This window comes from Modestobacter sp. VKM Ac-2979, from assembly GCF_026967995.1.
Lineage (GTDB): Bacteria > Actinomycetota > Actinomycetes > Mycobacteriales > Geodermatophilaceae > Modestobacter.
The window spans coordinates 202,264-226,096 of record NZ_JAPVBO010000003.1 but is presented as its reverse complement, the minus strand read 5'-3'; the positions used below and the strand labels follow the sequence as shown (position 1 = coordinate 226,096).

20 protein-coding genes are annotated in these 23,833 nt (G+C 72.1%); 9 read left to right on the top strand and 11 right to left on the bottom strand.

The window, feature by feature from the left end:
- Nucleotides 1–91 precede the first annotated feature (91 nt).
- From O2W15_RS09930 to O2W15_RS09915, 4 genes are read left to right on the top strand one after another with little or no spacing between them, the layout of a single operon-like run.
- Nucleotides 92–1,597 (top strand): long-chain-fatty-acid--CoA ligase, encoded by a 1,506-nt coding sequence (locus tag O2W15_RS09930; RefSeq protein WP_269179293.1) that lies wholly within the window; start codon nt 92–94, stop codon nt 1,595–1,597.
- Nucleotides 1,594–2,022 (top strand): hypothetical protein, encoded by a 429-nt coding sequence (locus O2W15_RS09925; protein ID WP_269179292.1) that lies wholly within the window; start codon nt 1,594–1,596, stop codon nt 2,020–2,022. Before O2W15_RS09930 ends, O2W15_RS09925 begins: the two co-directional genes overlap by 4 nt.
- Nucleotides 1,943–3,067: an alpha/beta fold hydrolase gene (locus O2W15_RS09920; RefSeq protein WP_269179291.1), complete on the top strand. Its 1,125-nt coding sequence runs from the start codon at nt 1,943–1,945 to the stop codon at nt 3,065–3,067. Before O2W15_RS09925 ends, O2W15_RS09920 begins: the two co-directional genes overlap by 80 nt.
- Nucleotides 3,064–3,648 (top strand): GNAT family N-acetyltransferase, encoded by a 585-nt coding sequence (locus O2W15_RS09915; protein ID WP_269163127.1) that lies wholly within the window; start codon nt 3,064–3,066, stop codon nt 3,646–3,648. The genes O2W15_RS09920 and O2W15_RS09915 overlap by 4 nt, the downstream gene beginning before the upstream one ends.
- A gap of 112 nt (nt 3,649–3,760) precedes the next feature.
- On the opposite strand, the gene purU is transcribed toward O2W15_RS09915, so the two are convergent.
- Together purU and O2W15_RS09905 are read right to left on the bottom strand one after the other, a co-directional pair.
- On the bottom strand, nt 3,761–4,609 hold the full coding sequence (purU, locus tag O2W15_RS09910; RefSeq protein WP_269179290.1) for a formyltetrahydrofolate deformylase: 849 nt from the start codon (nt 4,607–4,609) through the stop codon (nt 3,761–3,763).
- Between the two features lie 10 nt (nt 4,610–4,619).
- Nucleotides 4,620–5,993 carry an L-serine ammonia-lyase gene (locus tag O2W15_RS09905; RefSeq protein ID WP_269179289.1) on the bottom strand — a complete coding sequence of 458 codons (1,374 nt, stop codon included), beginning with the start codon at nt 5,991–5,993 and terminating at the stop codon, nt 4,620–4,622.
- Between the two features lie 134 nt (nt 5,994–6,127).
- On the opposite strand from O2W15_RS09905, the gene O2W15_RS09900 reads away from it, so the two are divergent.
- Nucleotides 6,128–6,796: a GntR family transcriptional regulator gene (locus O2W15_RS09900; RefSeq protein WP_269163130.1), complete on the top strand. Its 669-nt coding sequence runs from the start codon at nt 6,128–6,130 to the stop codon at nt 6,794–6,796.
- Between the two features lie 21 nt (nt 6,797–6,817).
- On the opposite strand, the gene folP is transcribed toward O2W15_RS09900, so the two are convergent.
- The 7 genes from folP to glyA form a co-directional block, all read right to left on the bottom strand.
- Complete coding sequence (folP, locus tag O2W15_RS09895; RefSeq protein WP_269179288.1) at nt 6,818–7,600, bottom strand: dihydropteroate synthase; 783 nt, start codon at nt 7,598–7,600, stop codon at nt 6,818–6,820.
- Nucleotides 7,601–7,756: 156 nt separating this feature from the next.
- Nucleotides 7,757–10,225, bottom strand: coding sequence for a GcvT family protein (locus O2W15_RS09890; RefSeq protein WP_269179287.1), 2,469 nt, complete (start codon nt 10,223–10,225; stop codon nt 7,757–7,759).
- 52 nt (nt 10,226–10,277) lie between these two features.
- The gene (locus O2W15_RS09885) at nt 10,278–10,853 is read right to left on the bottom strand and encodes a sarcosine oxidase subunit gamma (RefSeq protein WP_269179286.1); all 576 of its coding nucleotides are present in this window, start codon (nt 10,851–10,853) and stop codon (nt 10,278–10,280) included.
- Nucleotides 10,846–13,716 carry a 2Fe-2S iron-sulfur cluster-binding protein gene (locus tag O2W15_RS09880; RefSeq protein WP_269179285.1) on the bottom strand — a complete coding sequence of 957 codons (2,871 nt, stop codon included), beginning with the start codon at nt 13,714–13,716 and terminating at the stop codon, nt 10,846–10,848. Before O2W15_RS09880 ends, O2W15_RS09885 begins: the two co-directional genes overlap by 8 nt.
- Nucleotides 13,713–14,024, bottom strand: coding sequence for a sarcosine oxidase subunit delta (locus O2W15_RS09875; protein WP_269179284.1), 312 nt, complete (start codon nt 14,022–14,024; stop codon nt 13,713–13,715). Before O2W15_RS09875 ends, O2W15_RS09880 begins: the two co-directional genes overlap by 4 nt.
- A 14-nt stretch (nt 14,025–14,038) precedes the next feature.
- Nucleotides 14,039–15,289 (bottom strand): sarcosine oxidase subunit beta family protein, encoded by a 1,251-nt coding sequence (locus O2W15_RS09870; protein ID WP_269163136.1) that lies wholly within the window; start codon nt 15,287–15,289, stop codon nt 14,039–14,041.
- Nucleotides 15,286–16,614: a serine hydroxymethyltransferase gene (gene glyA, locus O2W15_RS09865; protein ID WP_269179283.1), complete on the bottom strand. Its 1,329-nt coding sequence runs from the start codon at nt 16,612–16,614 to the stop codon at nt 15,286–15,288. Before glyA ends, O2W15_RS09870 begins: the two co-directional genes overlap by 4 nt.
- A 195-nt stretch (nt 16,615–16,809) precedes the next feature.
- Between glyA and O2W15_RS09860 the strand changes: the two genes are divergently transcribed.
- Nucleotides 16,810–17,901, top strand: coding sequence for an S-(hydroxymethyl)mycothiol dehydrogenase (locus O2W15_RS09860; protein WP_269179282.1), 1,092 nt, complete (start codon nt 16,810–16,812; stop codon nt 17,899–17,901).
- Nucleotides 17,902–17,960: 59 nt separating this feature from the next.
- Here the strand turns inward: O2W15_RS09860 and O2W15_RS09855 are convergent, their stop codons facing one another.
- Together O2W15_RS09855 and O2W15_RS09850 are read right to left on the bottom strand one after the other, a co-directional pair.
- Nucleotides 17,961–19,082, bottom strand: a complete 1,122-nt coding sequence (locus O2W15_RS09855; protein WP_269179281.1) for an aromatic ring-hydroxylating oxygenase subunit alpha — start codon at nt 19,080–19,082, stop codon at nt 17,961–17,963.
- 290 nt (nt 19,083–19,372) lie between these two features.
- Nucleotides 19,373–20,173: an IclR family transcriptional regulator gene (locus tag O2W15_RS09850; protein ID WP_269179280.1), complete on the bottom strand. Its 801-nt coding sequence runs from the start codon at nt 20,171–20,173 to the stop codon at nt 19,373–19,375.
- Between the two features lie 130 nt (nt 20,174–20,303).
- Here O2W15_RS09850 and O2W15_RS09845 point away from each other — a divergent pair, with 130 nt between their 5' ends.
- The 3 genes from O2W15_RS09845 (at nt 20,304) to O2W15_RS09835 (ending at nt 23,724) form a co-directional block, all read left to right on the top strand.
- Nucleotides 20,304–20,624 (top strand): bifunctional 3-phenylpropionate/cinnamic acid dioxygenase ferredoxin subunit, encoded by a 321-nt coding sequence (locus O2W15_RS09845; protein ID WP_269163141.1) that lies wholly within the window; start codon nt 20,304–20,306, stop codon nt 20,622–20,624.
- Nucleotides 20,621–21,793, top strand: coding sequence for an NAD(P)/FAD-dependent oxidoreductase (locus tag O2W15_RS09840; RefSeq protein ID WP_269179279.1), 1,173 nt, complete (start codon nt 20,621–20,623; stop codon nt 21,791–21,793). Before O2W15_RS09845 ends, O2W15_RS09840 begins: the two co-directional genes overlap by 4 nt.
- A gap of 197 nt (nt 21,794–21,990) precedes the next feature.
- Complete coding sequence (locus O2W15_RS09835) at nt 21,991–23,724, top strand: BCCT family transporter (RefSeq protein ID WP_269179278.1); 1,734 nt, start codon at nt 21,991–21,993, stop codon at nt 23,722–23,724.
- The last annotated feature ends 109 nt before the right edge of the window (nt 23,725–23,833 follow it).

The window sequence follows — 23,833 nt, the reverse complement described above, 5'->3', positions numbered from 1 at the left end:
CGTCGTTGCGAGCACCGTATCCGCGATGTGCGGTACATCACCCGACGAGCGGGTAGGGCCCGGGTCCGCTTCCCCGCAGGAGGGCTCGACGATGACCAACCTGGCGCAGAACCTGCTCGACACCGCTGACCGGGAGGGCACCCGTACCGCGCTGCGGATGGACGACGCGTCGTTGACCTACGCCGAGTTCCGGGACGCGGCCCTCCGGGTGGCTGCCGCCCTGCAGTCGCGCGGCGTCGAACCGGGCGACCGGGTGGGCATGGTGCTGCCCAACGTGGTGTCCTTCCCGGTGGTGTTCTACGGCGCCCTGCTGGCCGGAGCGGCGGTCGTGCCGATGAACCCCCTGCTCAAGGCGCGCGAGATCGAGTACTTCCTGGAGGACTCCGGAGCGCGGCTGGTCGTGGCAGTGGAGCAGTCGGCGGCGCCGGCACAGGAAGCGGCCACGCGCGTCGGTGTCGACGTCGTGACCGTCGGGGCGGCGCTGCCCGCCGAGCTCATGGACGCCGGAGGGGACCTGACCGCGCCGGTCGAGCGTGCCGACGAGGACACCGCCGTGATCCTGTACACGTCCGGGACGACCGGGCAGCCCAAGGGGGCCGAGCTCACCCACGCCAGCCTGGCCAGCAACGCCCGCACGACCCAGGACACGCTCCTGGAGGCCACCCCGGACGACGTCATCATGGGTTGCCTGCCGCTGTTCCACGTCTTCGGGCTGACCTGCGCGCTGAACGCCGGCGTCCTGGCCGGCTCCTGCCTGACGCTCATCCCGCGGTTCGACGGCGGCAAGGCACTGTCGGTCGTCCAGCGCGACGCGGTGACGGTGTTCCAGGGAGTGCCCACCATGTTCTCCGCGATGCTGAACCAGCCCGACCGGGACGACCACGACCTGTCCAGTCTGCGACTGTGCGTCTCCGGCGGATCAGCCATGCCGGTCGAGGTCATGCGCTCCTTCGAGGAGACGTTCGACTGCGTCATCCTCGAGGGGTACGGGCTCAGCGAGACGTCGCCGGTCGCGTCGTTCAACCACCCGCACGCCGAGCGCAAGCCGGGCTCCATCGGCACGCCGATCCGCGGCGTCCAGATGCGCCTGGTCGACGACGACGGGAAGGACGTCCCGGCCGGCGAGGTCGGGGAGGTGGCCATCCGCGGGGAGAACGTCATGAAGGGCTACTGGCAGCGGCCGGAGGACACCGCGAAGGCGATCCCGGACGGCTGGTTCCGGACCGGCGACCTCGCCCGGCAGGACGAGGACGGCTACTACTCCATCGTCGACCGCAAGAAGGAGATGATCATCCGCGGCGGCTTCAACGTGTACCCGCGGGAGATCGAGGAAGCGCTCTACGAGCACCCGGCCGTGGCCGAGGTCGCCTGCATCGGCATCAAGCACCCCGAGCTCGGCGAGGAGATCGCGGCGGCGGTGGCGCTCAAGCCGGGGGCGACCGCCGAGGTCGACGAGCTCCGGGAGTTCGCCAAGGCCCGGGTGGCCCCGTACAAGTACCCGCGGCACGTCTGGCTGGTCGAGGCGCTGCCCAAGGGCCCCACCGGGAAGATCCTGCGCCGCGCAGTGGACGTGCCCGGGGAGGTCGGGCAGCGATGACCGAGCCCCCGCTCTGGCGCGATGCCTTCGACGCCGCCGAACGCAGGGTGACGCCGCACGCGGAGCGGCTGGTGCGGACGCCGGGGTTCGCGATCGGGGCGGCACTGGTGCAACGGGCGCAGACGATGGCGCGCAGCTCCGTGCGCGGGGCCAGCGCCCGCGCCTGGCACCTGCTCAACCTGCCCGCCGGCAGCGACGTCAGCCGCCTGCGGTCCCAGATCGGCGCACTGGACCGCGAAGTGCGGCGGCTGGCGGTGCAGTTGGAACTCGAGCGCCGCCGACCGCCGTCCGAAGCCACCGCCCGCGACGTCCCGGCCGAGCCCCACTCCGACACCAAGGAGCCTCATGCCAACGGTGCCCAACCCGCAGACCGTGCTCGACCGCGTGCGGCGCGACGTCGAGCGGAACGCCCTGCGGAGTCGTAACGGGATCCGCCTGGTCGCCGGGATCGACCGGCCGGGCGTCGGGCAGACGCCGAAGGACGTCGTCTGGCAGCGCGGCCGCTCGCAGCTGTGGCACTACCGCAACGACGACGTCCGCCACTCGCCTCCCCTGCTGATCGTGTTCAGCATGATCAGCCGCAGCTACATCCTCGACCTGTCCCCCGGCAACAGCTTCGTCGAGCAGCTGCTCGAGGCCGGCTTCGACGTGTACCTGCTCGACTGGGGACAGCCCGACGAACGGGACGCGCACAACCGGCTCGAGGACTACGCCGACGACTACATCCCGGCCGCGGTGGCCCGCGTGCTCGAGCTCGCGGGCACCGACGAGCTGAACCTGTTCGGCTACTGCTTCGGCGGGAACCTCTCGCTCCTCTACGCCGCGCACCATCCCGATGCGCCGGTGCGCAGCCTCACGGTGCTGGCCACCCCGGTCGACTTCCGACACCTGGGGCCGCTCGCCGACGTCTTCACCATCGGCGGTCTGGACGTCGACTCGGTCGTGGACGACCAGGGCAACGTGCCGCCGCAGATCGTCGTTCAGGCGTTCCGTGCACTGACCCCCACGTCGCAGGTGACCCGGTACGTGACGCTGTGGGAGCGGCTCTGGAACGACGAGTACGTCGCCGCCTACCAGGCGATGACCGGGTGGTCCGACGACCACGTCCCCTTCCCCGGCGAAGCGGCCAGGCAGGCCGTGCAGATGCTGCTGCGCGACAACGGCATGCTGACCGACCGACTCAGCCTGGACGGCGACCAGGTCCACCTACGGGACATCACACTGCCGTTCCTCACCGTGCGGGCCAACCGCGACCACATCGTGCCCAACGACGCGTCTGCACCCCTCATCGACCTGGTGGGGTCGACGGACAAGCACGAACTGTGTCTCGACGCCGGGCACATGGGGCTCGTGGTCGGGCGCACGGCGGCGAAGACGACGGTGCCCACGATCATCGACTTCCTCCGCCGCCGCAGCGACGGCATCGGACCGGCCACCGACGGCTCGGGAACCGAGCAGGTGGACCGGTGAGCGTCGCCGCAGGTGGACCGATGGGCATCGTCCCGCTGGACGTTGCACTCGGCGACGCCCTGCTGCAGTTCTTCCGCTCGCTCCCGGAAGCCGACCGCACCTTCATCAAGGAGGACGTCACCGACCCGGCGACCGTCCGGTCCATGGCATCGGCGGCGACGTCCAGAACGGGCCGGCACCACCGATGGGTGGCCGTCGACGGGAACGGCGAGGACATCACCGGATACGTGGCGGTCCTCCCGCTGGCGGGCTGGTCGGACCACGTCGGCGAGATCCGGCTGGTGGTGGCCTCCTCCCGCCGCGGGAGCGGGCTCGGCCGCGCACTCGCCCGGCACGCCCTGGTACAGGCCGTCGAGGCGGGGCTGACCAAGCTGATCGTCGAGGTGGTGGCCGAACAGGGCCCGTCGCTGGCCCTGTTCACCGGCCTGGGCTTCAGCGGTGAGGCGCTGCTACGGGACCAGATCCGCGACCGGGACGGAGAGCTGCGCGACCTGATGGTGCTGGCCCACCACGTCGGCGAGACCTGGTCGAGGATGGACAGCGTGGGCGTCGCCGATGCGCTGGGGGAACCGGCCGACTGAGCGACCGGGAGTCCCCCCGGCTCCCCCCGGGCTGCCGACCACCTCGGTGGGCACGGAACAGGGCGTGCGTGGCGATGGCCTGCCCGTCCTCCGCAGGCCGTCGTCGTCCGGCTCAGCGGAAGACGACCGTGCTGTGGCCGTTGAGCAGCACCCGCCGCTCGCTGTGCCAGCGCACGGCCCGGGAGAGCGCGAGCGCCTCGGCGTCCTGACCCACGGTGGCCAGTGCGCGGGGGTCGTGGGTGTGGTCGATCCGGATGACCTCCTGCTCGATGATGGGGCCCTCGTCCAGCTCCGGGGTCACGTAGTGGGCGGTCGCCCCCACCAGCTTGACGCCGCGGTCGAATGCCTGGTGGTAGGGCTTGGCACCCTTGAAGCCCGGCAGGAACGAGTGGTGGATGTTGATCGCCCGTCCGTACAGCGCCGCGCACGTCTCGTCGGAGAGGACCTGCATGTACCGGGCCAGCACCACCAGGTCGACGCGGTGCTCGTCGACCAGCTCGAGCAGCCGGGCCTCGGCGTCGCGCTTCGTGGCCGGGGTCACGGGCACGTGCACGAAGGGCAGGCCGGCGGCCTCCGCCATGGGCCGCAGGTCCTCGTGGTTGGAGACCACTGCGACCAGCTCTCCGCCCAGGTTGCCCGCCCGCCACCGGAAGACCAGGTCGTTCAGGCAGTGCCCGAGCTTGGAGACCATCACGAGCACCCGCTCCGGCTGATCGCCGGCGACCCGGTAGGACATCCCGAACTCGTCGGCCACCGCGCCGAATGCCTGGGACAAGCGGTCGACGTCGGAGTCCTCGGCGCAGACGAACGCCGTGCGCAGGAACAACTGCCCGCGGAGCGGGTCGTCGAACTGCTGGTGCTCGACGATGTCGCAGCCGTGCTCGAACAGGAACGAGCTGACGGCGTGCACGATGCCCGGGCGCTCGGCGCAACGGAGCGTGAGGGTGAAGGGGTGGGACACGGGTGCCTCCTCAGCACTCGACGATGTTGAGCGCCAGCCCGCCACGGGCGGTCTCCTTGTACTTGTCCTTCATGTCCGCGCCGGTCTCGCGCATGGTCTTGATCGCCTTGTCCAGCGAGACGTGGTGCCGGCCGTCGCCCCGGACGGCCATGCGGGCCGCGGTGATGGCCTTGATCGCGCCGACGGCGTTGCGCTCGATGCACGGGATCTGCACGAGCCCACCGACGGGGTCGCAGGTGAGGCCGAGGTTGTGCTCGATGCCGATCTCGGCGGCGTTCTCCACCTGTTCCGGGGTCCCCCCGATGATCTCGGCGAGGCCCGCGGCGGCCATGGAGCAGGCGGAGCCGACCTCCCCCTGGCAGCCCACCTCCGCACCCGAGATGGACGCGTTCTCCTTGAACAGCAGCCCGACCGCCGCGGCGGTGAGCAGGAAGCGCACCACCCCGTCCTCGGAATAGGAGTCGACGAAGTCGCGGTAGTAGTGCAGGACGGCGGGCACGATGCCGGCGGCGCCGTTCGTGGGAGCGGTGACCACCTGTCCGCCGGCCGCGTTCTCCTCGTTGACCGAGAGGGCGTAGAGCGTCACCCACTCCATCGCCCGGAGCGGGTCGGACTCGTCCGGGTGCTCCTCCAGCTGGGTGCGGAGTGCGGCGGCGCGCCGACGCACCTTGAGCCCCCCGGGCAGGACGCCGGAGGCCCGGGTGCCGCGGTCCACGCACTCCTGCATCACCGACCAGATGTGCAGCAGTCCGGCGCGGACCTCCGCCTCGGTGCGCCAGGCCAGCTCGTTGGCCAGCATCACGTCGCTGACCCGCAGGCCCGTCTCGCGCGTGCGGGCCAGCAGCTCGTCACCGGTGTGGAACGGGTACCGCACCGGTGTCGGGTCCTCGACGATGGCCGGGTTGCCCGCGTCGTCCTCGTCCAGGACGAACCCGCCGCCCACCGAGTAGTACTCCCGTCGGCTGATCTCGTCACCGTGCGCGTCCAGCGCCCGGAAGAGCATGCCGTTGCTGTGGAAGTCCAGGCGCTTGCGCCGGTGGAGCACGACGTCGTCGTCGATGGAGAAGGAGATGAGGTGCTCGCCCGCCAGCCGGAGCGTGCCCTCGGTACGAACGGCGTCGACCCGGGGTTGGGCGGCCACCGGGTCGACGAGGTCGGGTCGCTCGCCCTCGAGGCCCAGGACGACCGCCTTGACGCTGCCGTGTCCGTGTCCGGTGGCGCCGAGGGAGCCGAAGAGCTCGCAGCGCACACCGGCGACACGTGGGAGCAGTGCCTCGTCGTGCAGTCGGGACGCGAAGGAGCAGGCCGCCCGCATGGGCCCGACGGTGTGCGAGCTGGACGGGCCGATCCCCACCTTGAACAGGTCGAAGGCGCTGATGGTCATGCGGGCTCCTCGCAGCACCGGCGGCCGGAGCGGCACGTCGCGATCACTGGCTGATATACCAGTTGTAGGATCAGCGTATGTCTTTCACCACATGGAGGCAAGCCTCGGTGATCGTCACCCCCTACGATCGGGGCGTGACCGCCGTACCGCTGGACCTGGACCCGTCCGCCGTCACGTCCTTGGCGGACAAGGCCTACGTGGCGATCAGGGACCGGCTGATCATGCTGGCCATCAGCCCGGGCGATCCCATCGACGACGACGCACTCGCCCAGGACCTCGGCGTGGGCCGGACCCCGGTCCGCGAGGCGCTGAAGCGGCTGGAGGTCGACCGTCTGGTCGTGTCGTACCCACGACGCGGCACGTTCGCGACCGGCATGGACATCTCCGATCTCGCCCACATCTCCGACATCCGCGCCCAGCTGGAGCCGCTGGCCGCCCGCCGCGCCGCGGACCGGGCCGCCCGCACCGGGCCGGCCGAGCTCGAGGAGCTGGCCACGAGCATCGAGCACCTCGACGTGGCCCAGCTCGACCGGACGGAGCTGATGCGCTGGGACCTGGCCGTGCACCGGGCCATCTACCGGGCCGCCGGCAACCCGCACCTCGAGGACGTGCTCATCCGCTACGACAACCTGGCGACGCGCATCTTCTGCCTGTTCCTGGACCGCCTGCCGAGGGTCGACGAGCACGTCGGCGAACACGTCGACCTGCTCCGGGCGATCGCGGCCGGTGACGCCGACCGGGCCGATGACCTCGCCCGTGAGCACGTGCTCGGCTTCGAACGGGCCATCCGCGCGGTGATCTGACCGACGAAGACCGCTGCCCCGTCACACCGTCTCGACGGCCGCCAGGACGGCGAGGACGTCCCGCGTGGCCGCCACGTCGTGCACGCGCAGCACCGCAGCACCCCGCTGGGCGGCGAGGACGGCCACCGCCAGGGAGGCGGGCAACCGCTCCCCCACGGCCCGACCGGTGAGCTGCCCGAGCATCGACTTGCGGGACAGCCCGACCATGATCGGCACACCCAGGCTGCTGAGACTGCCGAGGGACGCCAGGAGCGCGAGGTTGTGCGACAGCTCCTTCCCGAACCCGAAGCCCGGGTCGACCACCAGGTGCTCCGGCGGGACGCCGGCCTCGAGGCAGGCCCGCAGTCGCTCGGCGAGGAAGGCGCGCACCTCGGGTACGACGGCCTCGTAGCGGGGCTCGCGCTGCATGGTGTCCGGCGAGCCCTGCATGTGCATCAGGCACACCGGCACCCCCGACTCCGCGGCGGCCTGCAGAGCGCCCGGTGACCGGAGTGCTCGTACGTCGTTGATCATGCTCGCGCCGGCGGCGACGGCCTCCCGCATCACCTCGGGCCGCGAGGTGTCCACGGACAGCGGCACCGGGACCCGCCGCACCAGTGCCTCGACCACCGGGACGACGCGGTCCAGCTCCTCGGCGAGGGTCGGCGGGCGGGAACCGGGCCGCGTGGACTCCCCGCCGACGTCGATGAGGTCCGCCCCCTCGTCGGCGAGCGTGCACCCGTGCTCCACGGCTGCGGCGACGGTGGGACACCGCCCCACGTCGGAGAAGGAGTCGGGAGTGACGTTGAGGATGCCGCAGACCAACGGCCGCCTCGCCGCGAGAGCCCGACCGAGGGAGTGCGGCGAGCCCGCCCCGCCCGCGGGCAGACCGGGCACAGCGTGCGCCAGGGCCATGACGTCGTCCGATCTGGTCTGTCCCGGGCATGCCGTCCGGTGGCATGCCCGGGAAGGGGTCCCGGCTCAGCCGCGGATCCGGGTCATCTCCGGGTCCACCAGCGGTTCGGCGGCGACCGTCGCCCGGATGCGACTGCCGAAGTACTCGATCTCGACGGCCGTGCCGACGGTGGCCGAGGCCGGGAGCCAGGCGTAGGCGATCGGCCGGCCGACGGTGTGCCCGAAGGCCGCGCTGGTCACGTAGCCGGCCGGGCGGCCGTCGACGAGCACCGGCTCGTGGCCGAGGACGACGCTGCGTCCGTCGTCGATGGTCAGACAGGACAGCCGGCGGCTCACCGTGTCCGCGCTGAGCCCCTCGACGGCCTGGCGGCCCACGAAGTCGGTCTTCTTCTGCATGCGCACGGCGAAGCCGAGACCGGCCTCGTAGGGGTCGTGCTCCGTGGTCATGTCGTGGCCCCAGGCGCGGTAGCCCTTCTCCAGCCGGAGGCTGCTGAACGCGGCCCGTCCGGCGGCGACCACGCCCAGGTCCTGGCCGGCCCGCCACAGCACGTCCCACAACCGCTGACCGTTCTCGGCGCTGGCGTAGATCTCCCAGCCGAGCTCGCCGACGTAGGACAGCCGCATCGCCGTGACCGGCACTCCCCCGATCCAGGCCGGCTTGGCGCGGAAGTACTTCAGCCCGTCGTTGGTGAAGTCGTCGGCGCTGACCCGCTGGACCAGGTCCCGGGCCCGCGGCCCCCACAGGCCGATGCAGCACGTGCCGCCGGTGATGTCCCGGATCTGGACCGTGCCGTCGTCGGGTGCCTCGCGGAGCAGGTGGTCGTGGTCGAGGGGGCCGTTGGCCCCGATCTGGAACCGCTGCTCCCCCAGCCGGGCGACGGTCAGGTCGCTCCGGACGCCGCCGGCCTCGTCCAGGGCGAGGGTGTAGGTGACCGCCCCGACCGACTTGTCCATCTCCCCCGTCGTCAGCCGCTGCAGCAGGCCGAGGGCGCCGGGACCGCTGACCTCGAGCCGCTTGAGCGGCGTCATGTCGTACATCGCCACGGCCGTGCGCGTGCGCCACGCCTCGGCCGCCGCGATGGGCGAGTGGAACTGCGCGCTCCACGGGTCACGCGCCGGCGGGGTCCACTCCGGCGGCAGCTCCGCCACCAGCCCCGCATTGGCCTCGTACCAGTGCGGCCGTTCCCAGCCGGCCCCCTCGAGGAAGACGGCGCCGAGCTCGCGCTGCCGGGCGTGGAAGGGGCTGACCCGCAGGTCGCGCGGGGACAGCCGTGGCTGCAGCGGGTGCAGCACGTCGTAGATCTCCACGAAGTTCTGCTGCGACGTCTCGCTCACGTACTCCGGCGCGAGCTGGACCTCCTCGAACCGGTGGACGTCGCACCCGTGCAGGTCGACCTCCGACCGCCCGTCGACGAGCAGCTGGGCCACCGCCCTGGCCACCCCCGCCGAGTGGGTGACCCAGACCGCCTCCGCGATCCAGAAGCCCCGGACGTCGCGGGACTCGCCGACCAGCGGGCCGCCGTCCGGGGTGAAGGAGAAGACGCCGTTGAAACCGGAGTCGATCTTCGACGAGCGGAGGGAGGGCAGGAGGAGCTGGCTCTCCTCCCAGACCGGGGCGAAGTCCTCCTCGGTGAAGGGCAGCCTCGAGGGCATCGACGACTCCCGCACGTCGTCCCCCTGCGGCAGCTCCTCCAGGTCGACCGGCATCGGCCGGTGGGCGTAGGAGCCGATGCCGAGGCAGTCGACGCGCTCGCGGAAGTAGAGGTCCTGGTCCTGGTGGCGCAGGATAGGCAGGCTCGCCTCGCTGAGCTCGTCGTTGCGGCCGACCAGGTCCGCCACCTGCCCCGTCCAGGCGAACTGGTGGGCGAGCGGCAGCAGCGGCACGTCCATCCCGACCATGGCGCCGAGCTCCACCCCCCAGAAGCCGGCGCAGGACACCACGATGTCGGCCGGGATGACGCCGTCCGGGGTCCGGACGCCGGTCACCCGGCCGCCGGTCTGCTCGACACCGGTCACGCGGGTCGAGCCCTGGAAGCGGGCTCCCCGGGCCTCGGCGCGACGGGCCAGCGCGACGACCGCCCGCGACGCCTTCGCCAGGCCGTCGCTGGGGATGTGCAGGCCGCCGAGGATCCGGTCGCGGTCGACCAGCGGGTGCAGCCGCACGCACTCGTCCACGTCGACCACCTGCGCCTCGACACCCCAGGAGGTGGCCCAGCCCTGCTTGCGGTGCAGGTCCGCCAGCCGCTCCGGCGTGGTCGCCACCTCGAGCCCGCCGACCTGGTTGAAGCACCAGGCGCCGTCGACGTCGATGCCCGTGAACTTCTCCACGGTGTAGCTGGCCAGCGCCGTCATCGTCTTGGACGCGTTGGTCTGGAAGACCAGCCCGGGCGCGTGCGAGGTGGAGCCCCCGGTCAGCGGCAGGGGTCCCTGATCGACGACGGTGACGCGGTCCCAGCCACGGGCGGTCAGCTCGTCGGCCAGGTTGGCGCCGACGATCCCCGCTCCGATGATGACCACACGTGGGGTGGTGGACATTGCTTGCGCTCCTGACGTGCCGGTGGATCCGGGGACGGACGACGAGGGTCGGTCAGCTGTCGTGTGTGGGGGTGAACTCGAGGGCCGCGTCCAGCAGCCAGTCGGCGAGGTAGCCAGCGAAGGACGAACGGACCAGGACGACGAAGTCGTCACCGGCGCCGGAGAGGGCCAGCAGCACGACGCCGGCCTGACCCAGCAACGTCTGGGCGCTGCTCCCCCGGCCGAAGACCCGCGGGTGCAGGTCGATCGAACAGCCCTTGGCGAGCACGTCGCGCACCCGCGCGCCGGTCAGCCGCAGGCCGATCCGCTGGGCGGAGACGTCGGTCGCCGACCCGCCCAACGGGAGGACGGCGGCACGGACCCGGACCTCGAGCTCCTCCGGGGCCTCCGTGGTGCTGCTGAGCAGCCACTCGTCCGGACCGAGCCAGACCGCCCGCCCCGTGCCGTGCTGCGCCCAGGTGTTGGGCACCGTCGGCAGGCCGGCGCCCAGCGCCTCCGACGCCGCGGCGCCGAGCCGGACGACGGCCATCGCCACGAACGGTTCGACGGTGATGGCGACGGTGTCGGGCAGCCGCTCCAGGGCGGTGCTCCACGCCTGGAGCGGGTGGGTGCGCAGCAGCTCAGCCATCGCGACGGGCTCCTTCGGGGTCGACCAGCACCGAGCCGGTGACCTCGGCCGGGACGAGGGTGCCGTTGACGGGGACGTGGACGGTGTCGCCGATGCGCGACCGGCCGCCCTTGACCAGGGCGAGCGCGAAGGGACGCGCCAGCTCGGCGCTGCGGTAGCTGGAGGTGACGTGGCCGAGCATGGGCACCGGCGGTGGTGGCAGCTGGCCGTCGGGGTGGAGTTCCACGATCTGCGAGCCCTCCGGCAGCACCGTCCGCCGGTCCACCGGCAGCAGCCCGACCAGCTGCTTGCGCAGCGGGTCCTGGTTGGCCGCGCGGGCGAAGGAGCGCTTGCCGACGAAGTCGGGCTTCTTCTTCGACACCGCCCACGCCATGCCCAGGTCGTGCGGGGTGACGGTGCCGTCGGTGTCCTGCCCGATGATCGGGTAGCCCTTCTCCGCCCGCAGGACGTGCATGGTCTCGGTGCCGTACGGCGTGATGCCGTACGGGCGGCCGGCCTCGAGCAGCCGCTCCCACACCGCGACCCCGTACCAGGGGTTGACGTAGACCTCGAAGGCGAGCTCGCCGGAGAAGCTGATCCGGGCCAGCCGGACCGGCACCCCGTCGAGGGTGGTGTCCCGCCAGGTCATGAACGGGAACGCCTCGTTGGCGACGTCCACCTGCGGGAAGACGGCGCCGATGACGTCGCGGGAGCGGGGACCGACGACGGGGAAGGTGTTCCACTGCTCGGTGACCGAGGTGCAGTGCACCCGCAGGTCCGGCCACTCCGTCTGGGCCCACTCCTCCATCCAGTCGAGGACCTTCGCCGCACCGCCGGTGGTGGTGAGCAGCAGGAAGCGGTCCTCGGCCAGGCGCAGCACGGTGCCGTCGTCGATCACCATGCCGTCGACGCCGCACATGACGCCGTAGCGGACGGAGCCGACCTTCAGGCTGATCATCATGTTCGTGTACAGCCGGTCGAGCAGGACGGCGGCGTCGGGACCCTGCACGTCGATCTTGCCCAGCGTGGAGCCGTCGAGGATGCCGACGCCGGTGCGAGCCGCGGCGCACTCGCGGAGGACCGCCGTCTCCATGTCCTCGCCGGGGCGCGGGTAGTGGCGGGGACGCTTCCACTGACCGACGTCCTCGAAGACCGCGCCGGCCGCCCCGTGCCAGTCGTGCAGCGACGTGACCCGCTCGGGGTCGAAGAGCCGACCGCGGTCGCGGCCGGCGAGGGCAGCGAAGGCCACCGGGGTGTAGGGCGGGCGGAACGTGGTGGTCCCGGTGGCCTGCACCGGGATCCCGAGCAGCTCGGCGGTGATCCCCGAGGCCAGGACGCCGGAGGTCTTGCCCTGGTCGTGCGCGGTCCCGATCGTCGTGTAGCGCTTGATGTGCTCGATGGAGCGCAGTCCGGCGCCGACCGCGCGGGCGATGTCGGCCACCGTCGCGTCGCGCTGCAGGTCGACGAACGAGGTGTTCCCGTCGGCGCCGGAGGTGTCCGGCACCCGCCACAGCACCAGGGGCGCCGCCGGGACGACCGGCTCCGGCGCCGTGGGCAGCCGGTCCTCCCCCGGTGGCGCGACCGCCAGCGCGGCCAGGGCCGCGCGGGCCACGCGCTGCCCGTCGGCCAGGCACCCGGCCAGGTCGAGCACCCCGGCTGCCGCGCCGGTGACCGACAGGCGGTCGAGCTCCTCCGCGGGGAGGAACGCCCCGAGGGCCTCGTCGTAGCGGAGCCGGCCGCGGGCCTGGCTGAACAGGTGCACCGCCGGGTTCCAGCCACCGCTGACCAGCAGCAGGTCGCAGGCGATCGCGCTGCCGGCGCCGACCTCACCGTCCGCGAACGGGGCGACGAGGGCGTGCGTGACCCGCTCGACGCCCTGCGTGCCCGTCACGACGGCCCCGGACAGGACCCGGATCCCGGCACGCTCGCACTCCTCGCGGCGGGCCGGCGAGCCCTCCGGCCGGGCGTCGACCACTGCCTCGACGCGCACGCCCGCGCGGTGCAGGTCCAGGGCGGCGTCGTAGGCGCTGTCGTTCGTGGTGAACACGACGGCCTGGCGGCCGGGCAGCACGCCGTAGCGGTGCAGGAACGTGCGCGCGGCGCCGGCGAGCATGGTGCCCGGGCGGTCGTTGTCCGCGAACACGACCGGTCGCTCGTGGGCTCCGGTCGCGACGACGATGGAGCGGGCCCGGAGCCGCCACACCCGTTGGCGGGAGACGTGCTTGGGCGCCGCCGTCCCGAGGTGGTCGGTGCGCCGCTCCAGGGCCAGGACGAAGCCGTCGTCGTAGCTGCCGAAGGCGGTGGTGCGCTGCAGGTGCAGGACCTCCGGGTGGCCGGCGAGCTCGGCGACCGCCGCGGCGACCCACTCCAGCGCCGGGGCGTCGTCGAGGCGGTCGGTGCTCCCCAGCAGCGACCCGCCCGCCTCGGACTGCTCGTCGACCAGGGCGACGCGGGCACCGGAGCGGGCGGCGGTGAGCGCGGCGGTCAGCCCCGCCGGCCCGGCACCCACCACGAGCACGTCGACGTGGTGGTGGACGGCGTCGTACCGGGCGGAGTCGGAGATCTCGGCGAGGCGGCCCTGCCCCGGCAGGCCGTGGGCGACCAGCCCGTCGTGGAGTTCCACCGTGGTGGCCAGCAGCATGGGCTCGGGGAAGGGCTCCTCGATCTGCACCAGGCCACCCGGGTCCTCGGCCCAGGCCGCGGCGATGCCGCGGGGTCGGCCCAGCTTGACGCTCGTGGCGACCTGGTGTCGGCCGGAGGCGAGCAGGGCCGAGGCGAGCGTGTCACCGGGATGGCCGGTGTGGGGCTGCCCGTCGAAGGTGAACTCGAGGATCGTGCCGCGGTCGATGCGGCCACCCTCGGCGGTGCGGAAGGGGCTGGTCATGAGGCTGTGCTCCTGCGGGCCCGCGCGGGCTCGGTCGCGTGCGGCTCGGGGTCGGCGAGGCGGTGGACGCGCTCGAAGCGGTAGGTGGTGGTGTCGCGCACCGCGTTGAACCAGCGACGGCAGCCGGCGCTGTGGCACCAGCGCTCGGCGAAGCGGCCCTTGGTGTTGTCGCGGAAGAAGACGTAGTGCGCCCACTCCTCGTCGGAGACCTCGGCGGGGGCGTCCGGGTACGGGACGTGGGCCTGGCCGCCGTAGTGGAACTCGACCTCCTCGCGGGGGCCGCACCACGGGCATTCGATGAGCTGCACGGGGACTCCCTGGGTCAGTGGGCCACGGCGGCGGCGCCGTGCTCGTCGACCAGTGCGCCGGTGACGAAGCGGTCGAGGGTGAACGGCGCCACGTTCGCGTGGGGCTCGCCGTGGGCGATGGTGTGCGCCAGGGCCCAGCCGACGCCGGGCGTGGCCTTGAACCCGCCGGTGCCCCAGCCGCAGTTCAGGTAGACGTTGTCGTAGGGGGTCCGGCCCACGATCGGCGAGGCGTCCGGGCTGGTGTCGACGATCCCGGCCCAGGTGCGCAGCAGGTGGGCGCGGGCGAACACCGGGAAGAGCTCGACCGCGGCGGCCATCTGACGCTCGATGACGTGGAAGGCGCCGCGCTGCCCGTAACCGTTGTAGGAGTCGACGCCGGCGCCCATGACCAGCTCGCCCTTGTGCGCCTGGGAGACGTACACGTGCACGGCGTTGGACATGACCACCGTGGGGTGCACGGGCTCGAGCAGTTCGGAGACCAGCGCCTGCAGCGGGTGGCTCTGCACCGGCACCCTGATGCCCAGCATGTCGGTGAGCACCGAGGTGTGGCCGGCCGCGCAGAGGGCGACCGTACCGGCGGCGATGGTGCCGCGCGTGGTCTGCACACCGGTGACCCGGTTGCCGTCGGTGGCGAACCCGGTGACCTCGCAGTCCTGGATGAGGTCGATGCCGGCCTCGTGGGCGCGGCGGGCGAAGCCCCAGGCGACGTAGTCGTGCTTGGCGATGCCGGCCCGGGGCTGGTAGGTGGCCCCCAGGACGGGATAGCGGATGTCGGCGGAGGTGTTGACGATCGGGCAGACCTTGCGAACCTCGTCGGGCTCCAGCCACTCCGCGTCGACACCGTTGAGCTTGTTGGCCTCGACCCGCCGCACGCTGTCGCGGACGTCCTGCAGGGTGTGCGCGAGGTTGAGCACGCCGCGCTGGCTGAACAGGATCGGGTAGCCGAGGTCCTCCTCGAGCCCTTCCCACAGCTTGAGCGACGCCTCGTAGATGGCCGAGCTCTCGTCCCACAGGTAGTTGGAGCGGATGATCGTGGTGTTGCGGGCCATGTTGCCGCCGCCCAGCCAGCCCTTCTCCAGGACGGCGACGTTCGTGATCCCGTGGTTCTTCGCCAGGTAGTGCGCGGTGGCCAGGCCGTGCCCGCCGCCGCCCACGATCACCACGTCGTAGGAGCGCTTCGGCTCCGGGTCACGCCACAGGAAGTCGGGGTGCTCCGGCAGGTCCGCGCCGGGGGTGCGTGGGGTGTGGGAGGGACCGGGGTTCATCGGGGGACCTCCGTCAGGTCGGGGTAGAGCGGGTGCCGGCCGGCGAGCCGGGTGACCCGGGTGCGGAGCCCCGCGAGCTGCTCCTCGCCCACCGAGGGCCGCAGCGCGGTGGCGATCACGTCGGCGACCTCGGCGAAGTCGGCGAGGCCGAAGCCGCGCGCCGCCAGGGCAGGGGTGCCGATGCGGACGCCGGAGCTGACCATCGGCGGGCGGGGGTCGAAGGGCACCGCGTTGCGGTTGACGGTGATGCCGATCGCGTGCAGCCGGTCCTCGGCCTGCCGGCCGTCCAGCTCCGAGTCCCGCAGGTCCACCAGCACGAGGTGGACGTCGGTGCCGCCGCTGACCACGTCGATGCCGGCCAAGCGGGAGTCGGGGGCGAGCAGCCGCTCGGCCAGCAGCCGGGCGCCGGCCAGCGTGCGCTCCTGGCGCTCCCGGAAGGCCGGCTCGCCGGCGAGCTTGAAGGCGACGGCCTTGGCGGCGATCACGTGCTCGAGCGGGCCGCCCTGCTGACCGGGGAAGACGGCGGAGTTGAGCTTCTTGGCCAGCTCTCCCGCGGCGAGGATGACGCCGCCGCGCGGCCCGCCGAGCGTCTTGTGGGTGGTCGAGGTGACCACGTGCGCGTGCGGGACGGGCGAGGGGTGCAGCCCGGCGGCGACCAGCCCCGCGAAGTGCGCCATGTCGACCATCAGGTACGCCCCGACCTCGTCGGCGATCCGCCGGAACTCGGCGAAGTCGAGCTGCCTGGGGTAGGCCGACCAGCCCGCCACGATGAGCCTGGGCCGCCGCTCGTGGGCCAGCCGCTCGACCTCGGCCATGTCCACGAGGTGGTCGTCGGCTCGGACGTGGTACGCGGCGACGTCGTAGAGCTTGCCGGAGAAGTTGAGCCGCATGCCGTGGGTCAGGTGACCCCCGTGGGCGAGGTCCAGGCCCAGGATGGTGTCGCCCGGGTCCAGCAGGGCCGACATCGCCGCGGCGTTGGCCTGCGCACCCGAGTGCGGCTGCACGTTGGCGTACTCCGCGCCGAACAGCGCCTTCAGCCGGTCGATGGCCAGCTGCTCGATCACGTCGACGTGCTCGCACCCGCCGTAGTAGCGCCGTCCGGGGTACCCCTCGGCGTACTTGTTGGTCAGCACCGAGCCCTGGGCCTGCATGACGGCCACCGGCGCGAAGTTCTCGCTGGCGATCATCTCCAGCGTCTCCTGCTGCCGGGTCAGTTCGGCCGAGATCGCGCGGTGGACCTCCGGGTCGGTGTCCGCCAGGGAACGGTCGAGCACGGGGTCCGGGACGGCCACGGCCCGCAGAGCTCCTTCGACCTGCGCCACCATCCGGCTCCTCCTGTCAGAGAATGAAGAACTAGGACTGGTATATCAGTTGTGCACCACAGTAGGGTCGAGGGCGAGCGGGGTCAAGGGACCCGTGGCAGCGATGTCTGGCTCGACGGCACCACAGGCGGCTCCTCCGACCGAGGGAGCCGGACCACCGCCTCCCCCCACGCACGTCCCGAGAGAAGGAGACCCGCCATGGCCCACGAGGTGAAGGGCGTCGTCGCCCGCGGCAAGGGCGCACCAGTGACCGTCGAGACGATCGTGGTCCCCGATCCCGGCCCGGGTGAGGCCGTCGTCGACGTGCAGGCCTGCGGGGTCTGCGCCACCGACCTGCACTACCGCGAGGGCAACATCAACGACGAGTTCCCCTTCCTGCTGGGGCACGAGGCGGCCGGCCTGGTCTCCGCGATCGGCGCCGGCGTCACCAACGTGGCCGTCGGCGACTACGTGGTACTCAACTGGCGGGCCGTGTGCGGGCAGTGCCGGGCCTGCTCGAAGGGCAAGCCGCAGTACTGCTTCGACACCCACAACGCGGCGCAGCCGATGACGCTGGCCGACGGCACTGCACTGTCCCCGGCGCTGGGCATCGGCGCGTTCGCGGAGAAGACGCTGGTCCACTCCGTGCAGTGCACCAAGGTCGACCCGGCCGCTCCGGCCACCGCCGCCGGACTGCTGGGCTGCGGGGTGATGGCCGGCGCGGGGGCGGCGATGAACACCGGCGCCGTGCAGCGCGGCGAGTCGGTGGCCGTGTTCGGCTGCGGCGGTGTCGGCGACGCCGCCATCGCCGGGGCGAAGCTGGCCGGCGCGGGCACGATCATCGCCGTCGACGTGGACGACCGGAAGCTGGGATGGGCGCGGGGGTTCGGCGCCACCCACACCGTCAACTCGCGCGAGACGGACCCGGTCGAGGCGATCAAGGGCCTCACCGGCGGCTTCGGGGTGGACGTCGCGATCGACGCGGTCGGCCACCCGGAGGTGTTCCAGCAGGCCTTCTACGCGCGCGACCTGGCCGGGCGGGTGGTGATGGTCGGCGTCCCCTCCCCCGACATGACGATCGAACTGCCGGCGATCGAGGTGTTCGGCCGCGGCGGGGCGATCACGTCCTCGTGGTACGGCGACTGCCTGCCCAGCCGCGACTTCCCGCTCCTGATCGACCTGTACCTCCAGGGCCGCTTCCCGCTGGACGAGTTCGTCAGCGAGGCCATCGGTCTGGACGACGTCGAGGAGGCCCTGGACAACCTCCGCCGGGGCGAGGTCCTGCGCTCGGTCGTGGTCCTGGACAAGTGACGTGACGCGGGGCCGGGAGGACGTCGTCCTCCCGGCCCCGCTCTGCGGTCGGCGCCCGGTCAGCCCGACAGACGCTGCGTCAGCCACTCGTGGAAGGCGCCGATGTGGTGCTCGGAGGGCACGAGGACGCCGCCGTTGACGTAGGCCCGGGAGGACATGGCCGGCTGGGTCCGCTCGCACGCGGCGAAGTCCTGCTGGTTCACCCGGTGGAACAGCTCCACCGACCGCGACACGTCCCTGCCCGACTCGACCACGTCGCGGGTGTACAGCCAGTCGCACTGCACGATCGTCCGGTCGGCCGAGACCGGGAACATGCGGTGGAAGATGACGTGATCCGGCGCGAGGTTGACGAAGACCGTCGGCCGGACCGTGATGGCGTAGTAGCGGCGGTCCTGGTCCTGGTCGACCCCCGGGAGCCGGTCGAAGCCCTCGCTGCCGTCGACGGTGAAGCCCTTGACGTCGTCCCCGAACTCGGCGCCGTGCCCGACGAAGAACTGTGCCGCGTACCCGTCGGCGAACTCGGGGAGCACCTCGGTGAGCTCCGGGTGGATCGTCGCGCAGTGGTAGCACTCCATGAAGTTCTCGATGATGAGCTTCCAGTTCGCCGCGACGTCGTAGGTGATGCGGCGCCCCACGGACAGCGAGTCGACGTCGTAGCTGTCGATCACCTCCACGCTCCCGAGGCGCTCGACGACGGCGCCCACGACGTCGTCCTCGAAGGACGGGGGCTCCTTCGCCAGGCACACCCACGCGTAGCCCAGCCACTCGCGCAGCGCGACCGGGACCAGGCCGTACTCGACCCGGTCGATGTCGGGCATCTTGGTCAGGTTGGGGGCCGCGATCAGCTTGCCCTCGAGGTCGTAGGTCCAGGCGTGGTACGGGCACTGGAAGGCCCGCTTCACCGTGCCCGAGTCCTCCGTGCAGATCTGCGCACCGCGGTGCCGGCAGATGTTGAGGAAGGCGCGCAGCTGCCCGTCCCGGCTGCGGACCACGAGGACGCTCTCCTTGCCCACCTGGACCTTCTCGAAGGAACCGGGCGTCGGCAGGTCGCTCGATCGCACGGCGCAGAACCACATGTCCTCGAAGACGCGCGACTGCTCCAGCGCGAAGACGGCGGGGTCGGTGTAGTAGCGGCCCGGCAGCGTGGAGATGAGGCTCGCGGGCTGTTCGGTGATGGTCATGCGGCACCTCGGATGGCGTCGGCGACCCGGAGGTACGCCGGAAGTCGGACAACACAGGCCCTGCGACTGATCACGGACGTCACCCGTCAGCGAGCTCACGACGACCGGTGTGTCTCACATTACACACTCCGTCTCGCCAGCCGCAACAAGCCGAGGAGTGCGGACAGCACGCGAGAAGCCCCGACCGCCGCCCCGTTCGCGCGTCAGGTGCGCGCTTCGGGAGCGGAGGACGAGGCGGTGGCGAGGTCAGGACGGCGGGTCGACCCCTTACGCCGGGAGGACCGGCTGGGTCAGCGCGGCTGACCGAAGAAGCCCAACCTCCGGCTCAGCTCGTCCGCGCCCGCCATCACCCGCCGGGCGAGCCGGGGATGGTCCTCCTGGTGCATGCGGAAGGCCGGTCCCGAGACGCTGAGGGCCGCGATGATGTTGCCATCGGCGCCCCGGACGGGCGCGGCGACGGCGTTGAGCCCGACCTCGAACTCCTCGACGGTGCAGCCCCACCCCTGCTCGACGATCTGCTCCAGGTTCTGGCGGAGTGCTTCGGGATCGGTGAGCGTGGCCGGGGTGAAGCTCTGCATCCCGCGGGAGAGCAGGTCCTTGCGGAGGGCGTCGGGAGCGTGGGCCAGGAGCACCTTGCCGCTCGACGTGGCGTGCAGCGGCGTGCCCTGCCCCACCCAGTTGAGGGTGCTGAGCGCCGCCGGCCCGCGGGCCTGCGTCACGTTCACCGCTCGATCGCCGTCCAGGATGGCGACGTTGACCGTCTCCTCGAGGTCGGCGGCGAGCGCCTCGCAGATCGGCCGCCCCTCCCGGGCGATGTCCAGCTGCGCGACGGCCGCGCCGGCCAGGCGCACGACCCCGAAGCCCAACCGGTACTTGCCCCGATCGGCCAGTTGCTCGACGAAGCCTCGGCTCTCCAGCGTCGCCACCAGCCGGAAGGCCGTGGACTTGTGCACCCCGAGTTCGGCGGCCACCTCCGTGACGCCGGCCTCGCCCTCGGCCGCGAGGATCTCGAGGACGCTCAGCGCGCGGTCGACGGACTGGACGCCAGCGACTGGGCCGCGGTCTTCGCTCTCGCTCTGCGGCTCACTCATGGAGCCAGCCTAGGTGGACCACGGCGGAGCACCCTCCTCTTCCTCTTGACGATGGGATGAAGCCCGACGATGCTGTTGCGCTATCAGCGCAGCGTTGCGGTCTCCGCAACATGGTCCGCCTGGAGTGCCCATGATCCCGGTCTGCCCCACGACAGCGTTGCCACCCGGCGAGGCGATCCGCGTGGAGGCCACTGTGCCCATCGCGGTCTTCAACGTCGACGGCGACTTCTACGCGATCGACGACACGTGCACGCACCAGGACGCCTCGCTGGCCGACGGCTGGCTGGACGGCTGCGCGGTGGAGTGCCCCCTGCACGCCTCGTGCTTCGACCTGCGCACCGGGAAGGTGTCCGGCCCGCCGGCGAAGACCCCGGTCCGCACGCACCGGGTCGTGGTGCAGGACGGCACCGTCTACGTGCAGCCGGGGACCGCCGCGGACGGTGCCGCATGAGCCGTACGGTCGCCGTGGTCGGAGCCTCCCTGGCCGGCCTCTCGGCGGCCCGAGCGCTCCGCGAGCAGAGCTACGACGACCGCATCGTGGTCATCGGCGACGAGGCGCACGCCCCCTACGACCGCCCACCCCTGTCCAAGGAGTTCCTGGCGCGGAGGGCGTCGCTCGACGACATCGCACTGGGCACGCCGGACGACGCGGACCTCGGCCTCGAGTGGCGGCTGGGCACGACGGCGGTCGGGCTCGACCACCTGAGCCGCTCGGTGCTGCTGGCCGACGGCAGCGAGGTGCGGGCCGACGGCGTCGTCCTCGCCACCGGAGCCCGCGCCCGACGCCTGTCCGGCAGCGAGGGGCTGGGCGGGGTGCACGTGCTGCGCTCGCTGGACGACGCGGTCGCCCTGCGCGAGGACCTCGCGACGGCCGGACGTCTGGTGGTGATCGGCGCGGGGTTCATCGGCGCCGAGGTCGCCTCCACGGCCCGCACGCTGGGGCTGGAGGTCACCGTCATCGAGACCCAGCCCGTCCCGCTCGCCGGCCCGCTGGGTGCCGACATGGGTGCGGTGTGCGCCCAGCTGCACGCCGACCACGGCACCCGCCTGCTGGTCGGCACCGGTGTCGCCGGGCTGGTCGGGACCGGCAGGGTCGAGGCCGTCGAGCTGACCGACGGCACGCGCCTGCCCGCCGACGTGGTGGTCGTGGGGATCGGCGCCATCCCGAACATCGAGTGGCTCGCCGACTCCGGCGTGGCCCTCGGCAACGGCGTCCTCACCGACGCGCACTGCGGCACCAGCGTCCCGGGTGTGGTCGCCGTCGGCGACTGCGCTGCGGCCTGGTCGGCCTCCCGGGAGCGGCACGTCCGCGTCGAGCACTGGACCCACGCTCTCGAACAGCCGGCCACCGCGGTCGCCACCCTGCTGGGCACCGACAGGCCGGCGCCGACGCCCGTGCCGTACTTCTGGTCCGACCAGTACGGCGCGCGCATCCAGTTCGCGGGGTCGCGCCGCGAGGACGACGTGGTCCGCGTGCTGGAGGGCAGGTGTGCCGACCGCAGCTTCCTGGCTGTCTACGAGCGCCACGGGCACCCCGTCGCCGTCCTCGGGATGAACCAGCCCCGTCTGTTCACCCGGTGGCGCCGACAGCTGCGTGCCGCCGTCCTCACGCACTCCTGACTCTGGCCGGTCCGTCGAGTCGAGCCGCTGCGCGATGTCCCCGCGAGGGCCCTCAGCGGTTCGTCACCGCACCGACACGCTGGGTCGACGCGCGCAGCTTTTGTGTTCCAGGTCACTTTTCCCACTTGTTCCAGGGTGAGCCGTCTGGTTCCCTCATGCGCACCTGGTCGCGTACTACGCAACAGTAGGAGAGAGCCATGGAACACCCGGGTCCCGAGCCGGTCTCATCCTCCAGCTCCCCGAGTGCCGGGCCGACGGGTGACGCGCCGGCTGGCACCGCGTCGACCGCCACCCGTGAGCCCACTGCCCCGCCGCAGACCGACCGGGTCGTCTTCGGCGTCTCCCTGGCGCTGGTGGTGGCGTTCGCACTCTGGGGGGTGCTCGCCAGCGACAGCCTCTCGAACGCGGTGAGCGCCGCGTTCGGCACGGTCATCACCAACGCCGGCTGGGTCTTCGTCGTGACCAGCTCGGGGTTCGTCGCACTCGCGGGGTTCCTGGCGCTGTCCCGCTACGGACGCATCCGGCTGGGGAAGGACGACGAGCGTCCGGAGTTCAGCACGGGCTCGTGGATCTCCATGCTCTTCGCGGCCGGGATGGGCATCGGGCTGCTCTTCTGGGGCGTCGCCGAGCCGCTCTCCCACCTCGCCGCCGCCCCGCTCGGTCTGGAGGAGGGCGGGACCCCGGAGGCTGCCCGGCTGGGGCTGCAGTACACGATCTTCCACTGGGGCCTGCACCCCTGGGCGATGTACGCCGTCATGGCGATGGCCCTCGCCTACGGCGTCTTCCGCAAGGGCCGGCCGAGCCTGGTCAGCTCCGCGGTCGTCCCGCTGGTGAACGAGAAGCGCACGGGCATCCGCCGTGCCGTCGACATCCTCGCCATCTTCACCACGGTGTTCGGCGCGGCCACCTCGCTCGGTCTCGGCGCACTGCAGGTCAACAGCGGTCTGGCGGCCAACTACGGCATCCCGCGCAACAACGGCGTGGCCGTGGCCATCATCGCCGGCCTGGCGCTGCTCTACGTCCTGTCCGCGGTCAGCGGCGTGCACAAGGGCATCAAGCTGATCAGCAACACCAACGTGGTGCTGGCCGCCCTGCTCGTCGCCTTCATCTTCGTGCTGGGCCCGACCACGCACGTCTTCAACACCATCACCGACGCCACCGGGGACTACCTGACCGCCCTGCCCGCGATGAGCCTGGCCTCGGGGGCCTGGGGCGGCCAGGAGTGGCTCGCCGGGTGGACGTTGTTCTACTGGGCGTGGTGGATGTCCTGGACGCCGTTCGTGGGGACGTTCATCGCGCGCATCTCCCGCGGCCGCACGATCCGGCAGTTCGTCACCTTCGTGATGATCATCCCGACCATGGTCAGCATCGTGTGGTTCGGCGTGCTGGGCGGCACCGCCACCCACCTCGAGCTCACCGACCAGGCCGAGCTCAGCCAGGCCCTGCTCGACGACGGCACCGAGGGTGCCCTGTTCGCCCTGCTCGGTGAGTTCCCGGTGGTCACGCTCACCGTGCTGCTGGTGATGGTGCTGATCACGCTGTTCTTCGTCAGCAGCGCCGACTCCGCCTCCATGGTCCTCGGCATGCTCTCCCAGCGGGGCACGACCTCGCCCGCCCGCGCGGTGGTCATCCTCTGGGGCATGTGCATCGCGGCCGTCGCCGCCGCGCTCACCCTCGCCGGGGGGCTCGAGGTCATCCAGTCGGCCACCATCCTGGTGGCCACCCCCTTCGTGGTCGTGCTCATCGCCATCTGCGTCAACCTGGTCCGCGAGCTCCGCCAGGAGCCGTACACCTCGACGCTGGACCCGCAGGTCCGGCGAGCCGTCGTCGCCCACCTCCACGACATGCCGCACCCGAACGGAGCAGGGCCCACCTCCCCCGGGGTCCCGGTGGTCGCCGACCCCGACCGTGAGCCGGCCGGTCAGCAGTAGGGCAGCGGCGAACCGATCGTTCTCGGGGCGTCCGGGTCACCGGACGCCCCGAGTGCTGCGTCGGCGACCGGGACCGCTGCGACCTCACTGACACTCGTCCTGCGGTATC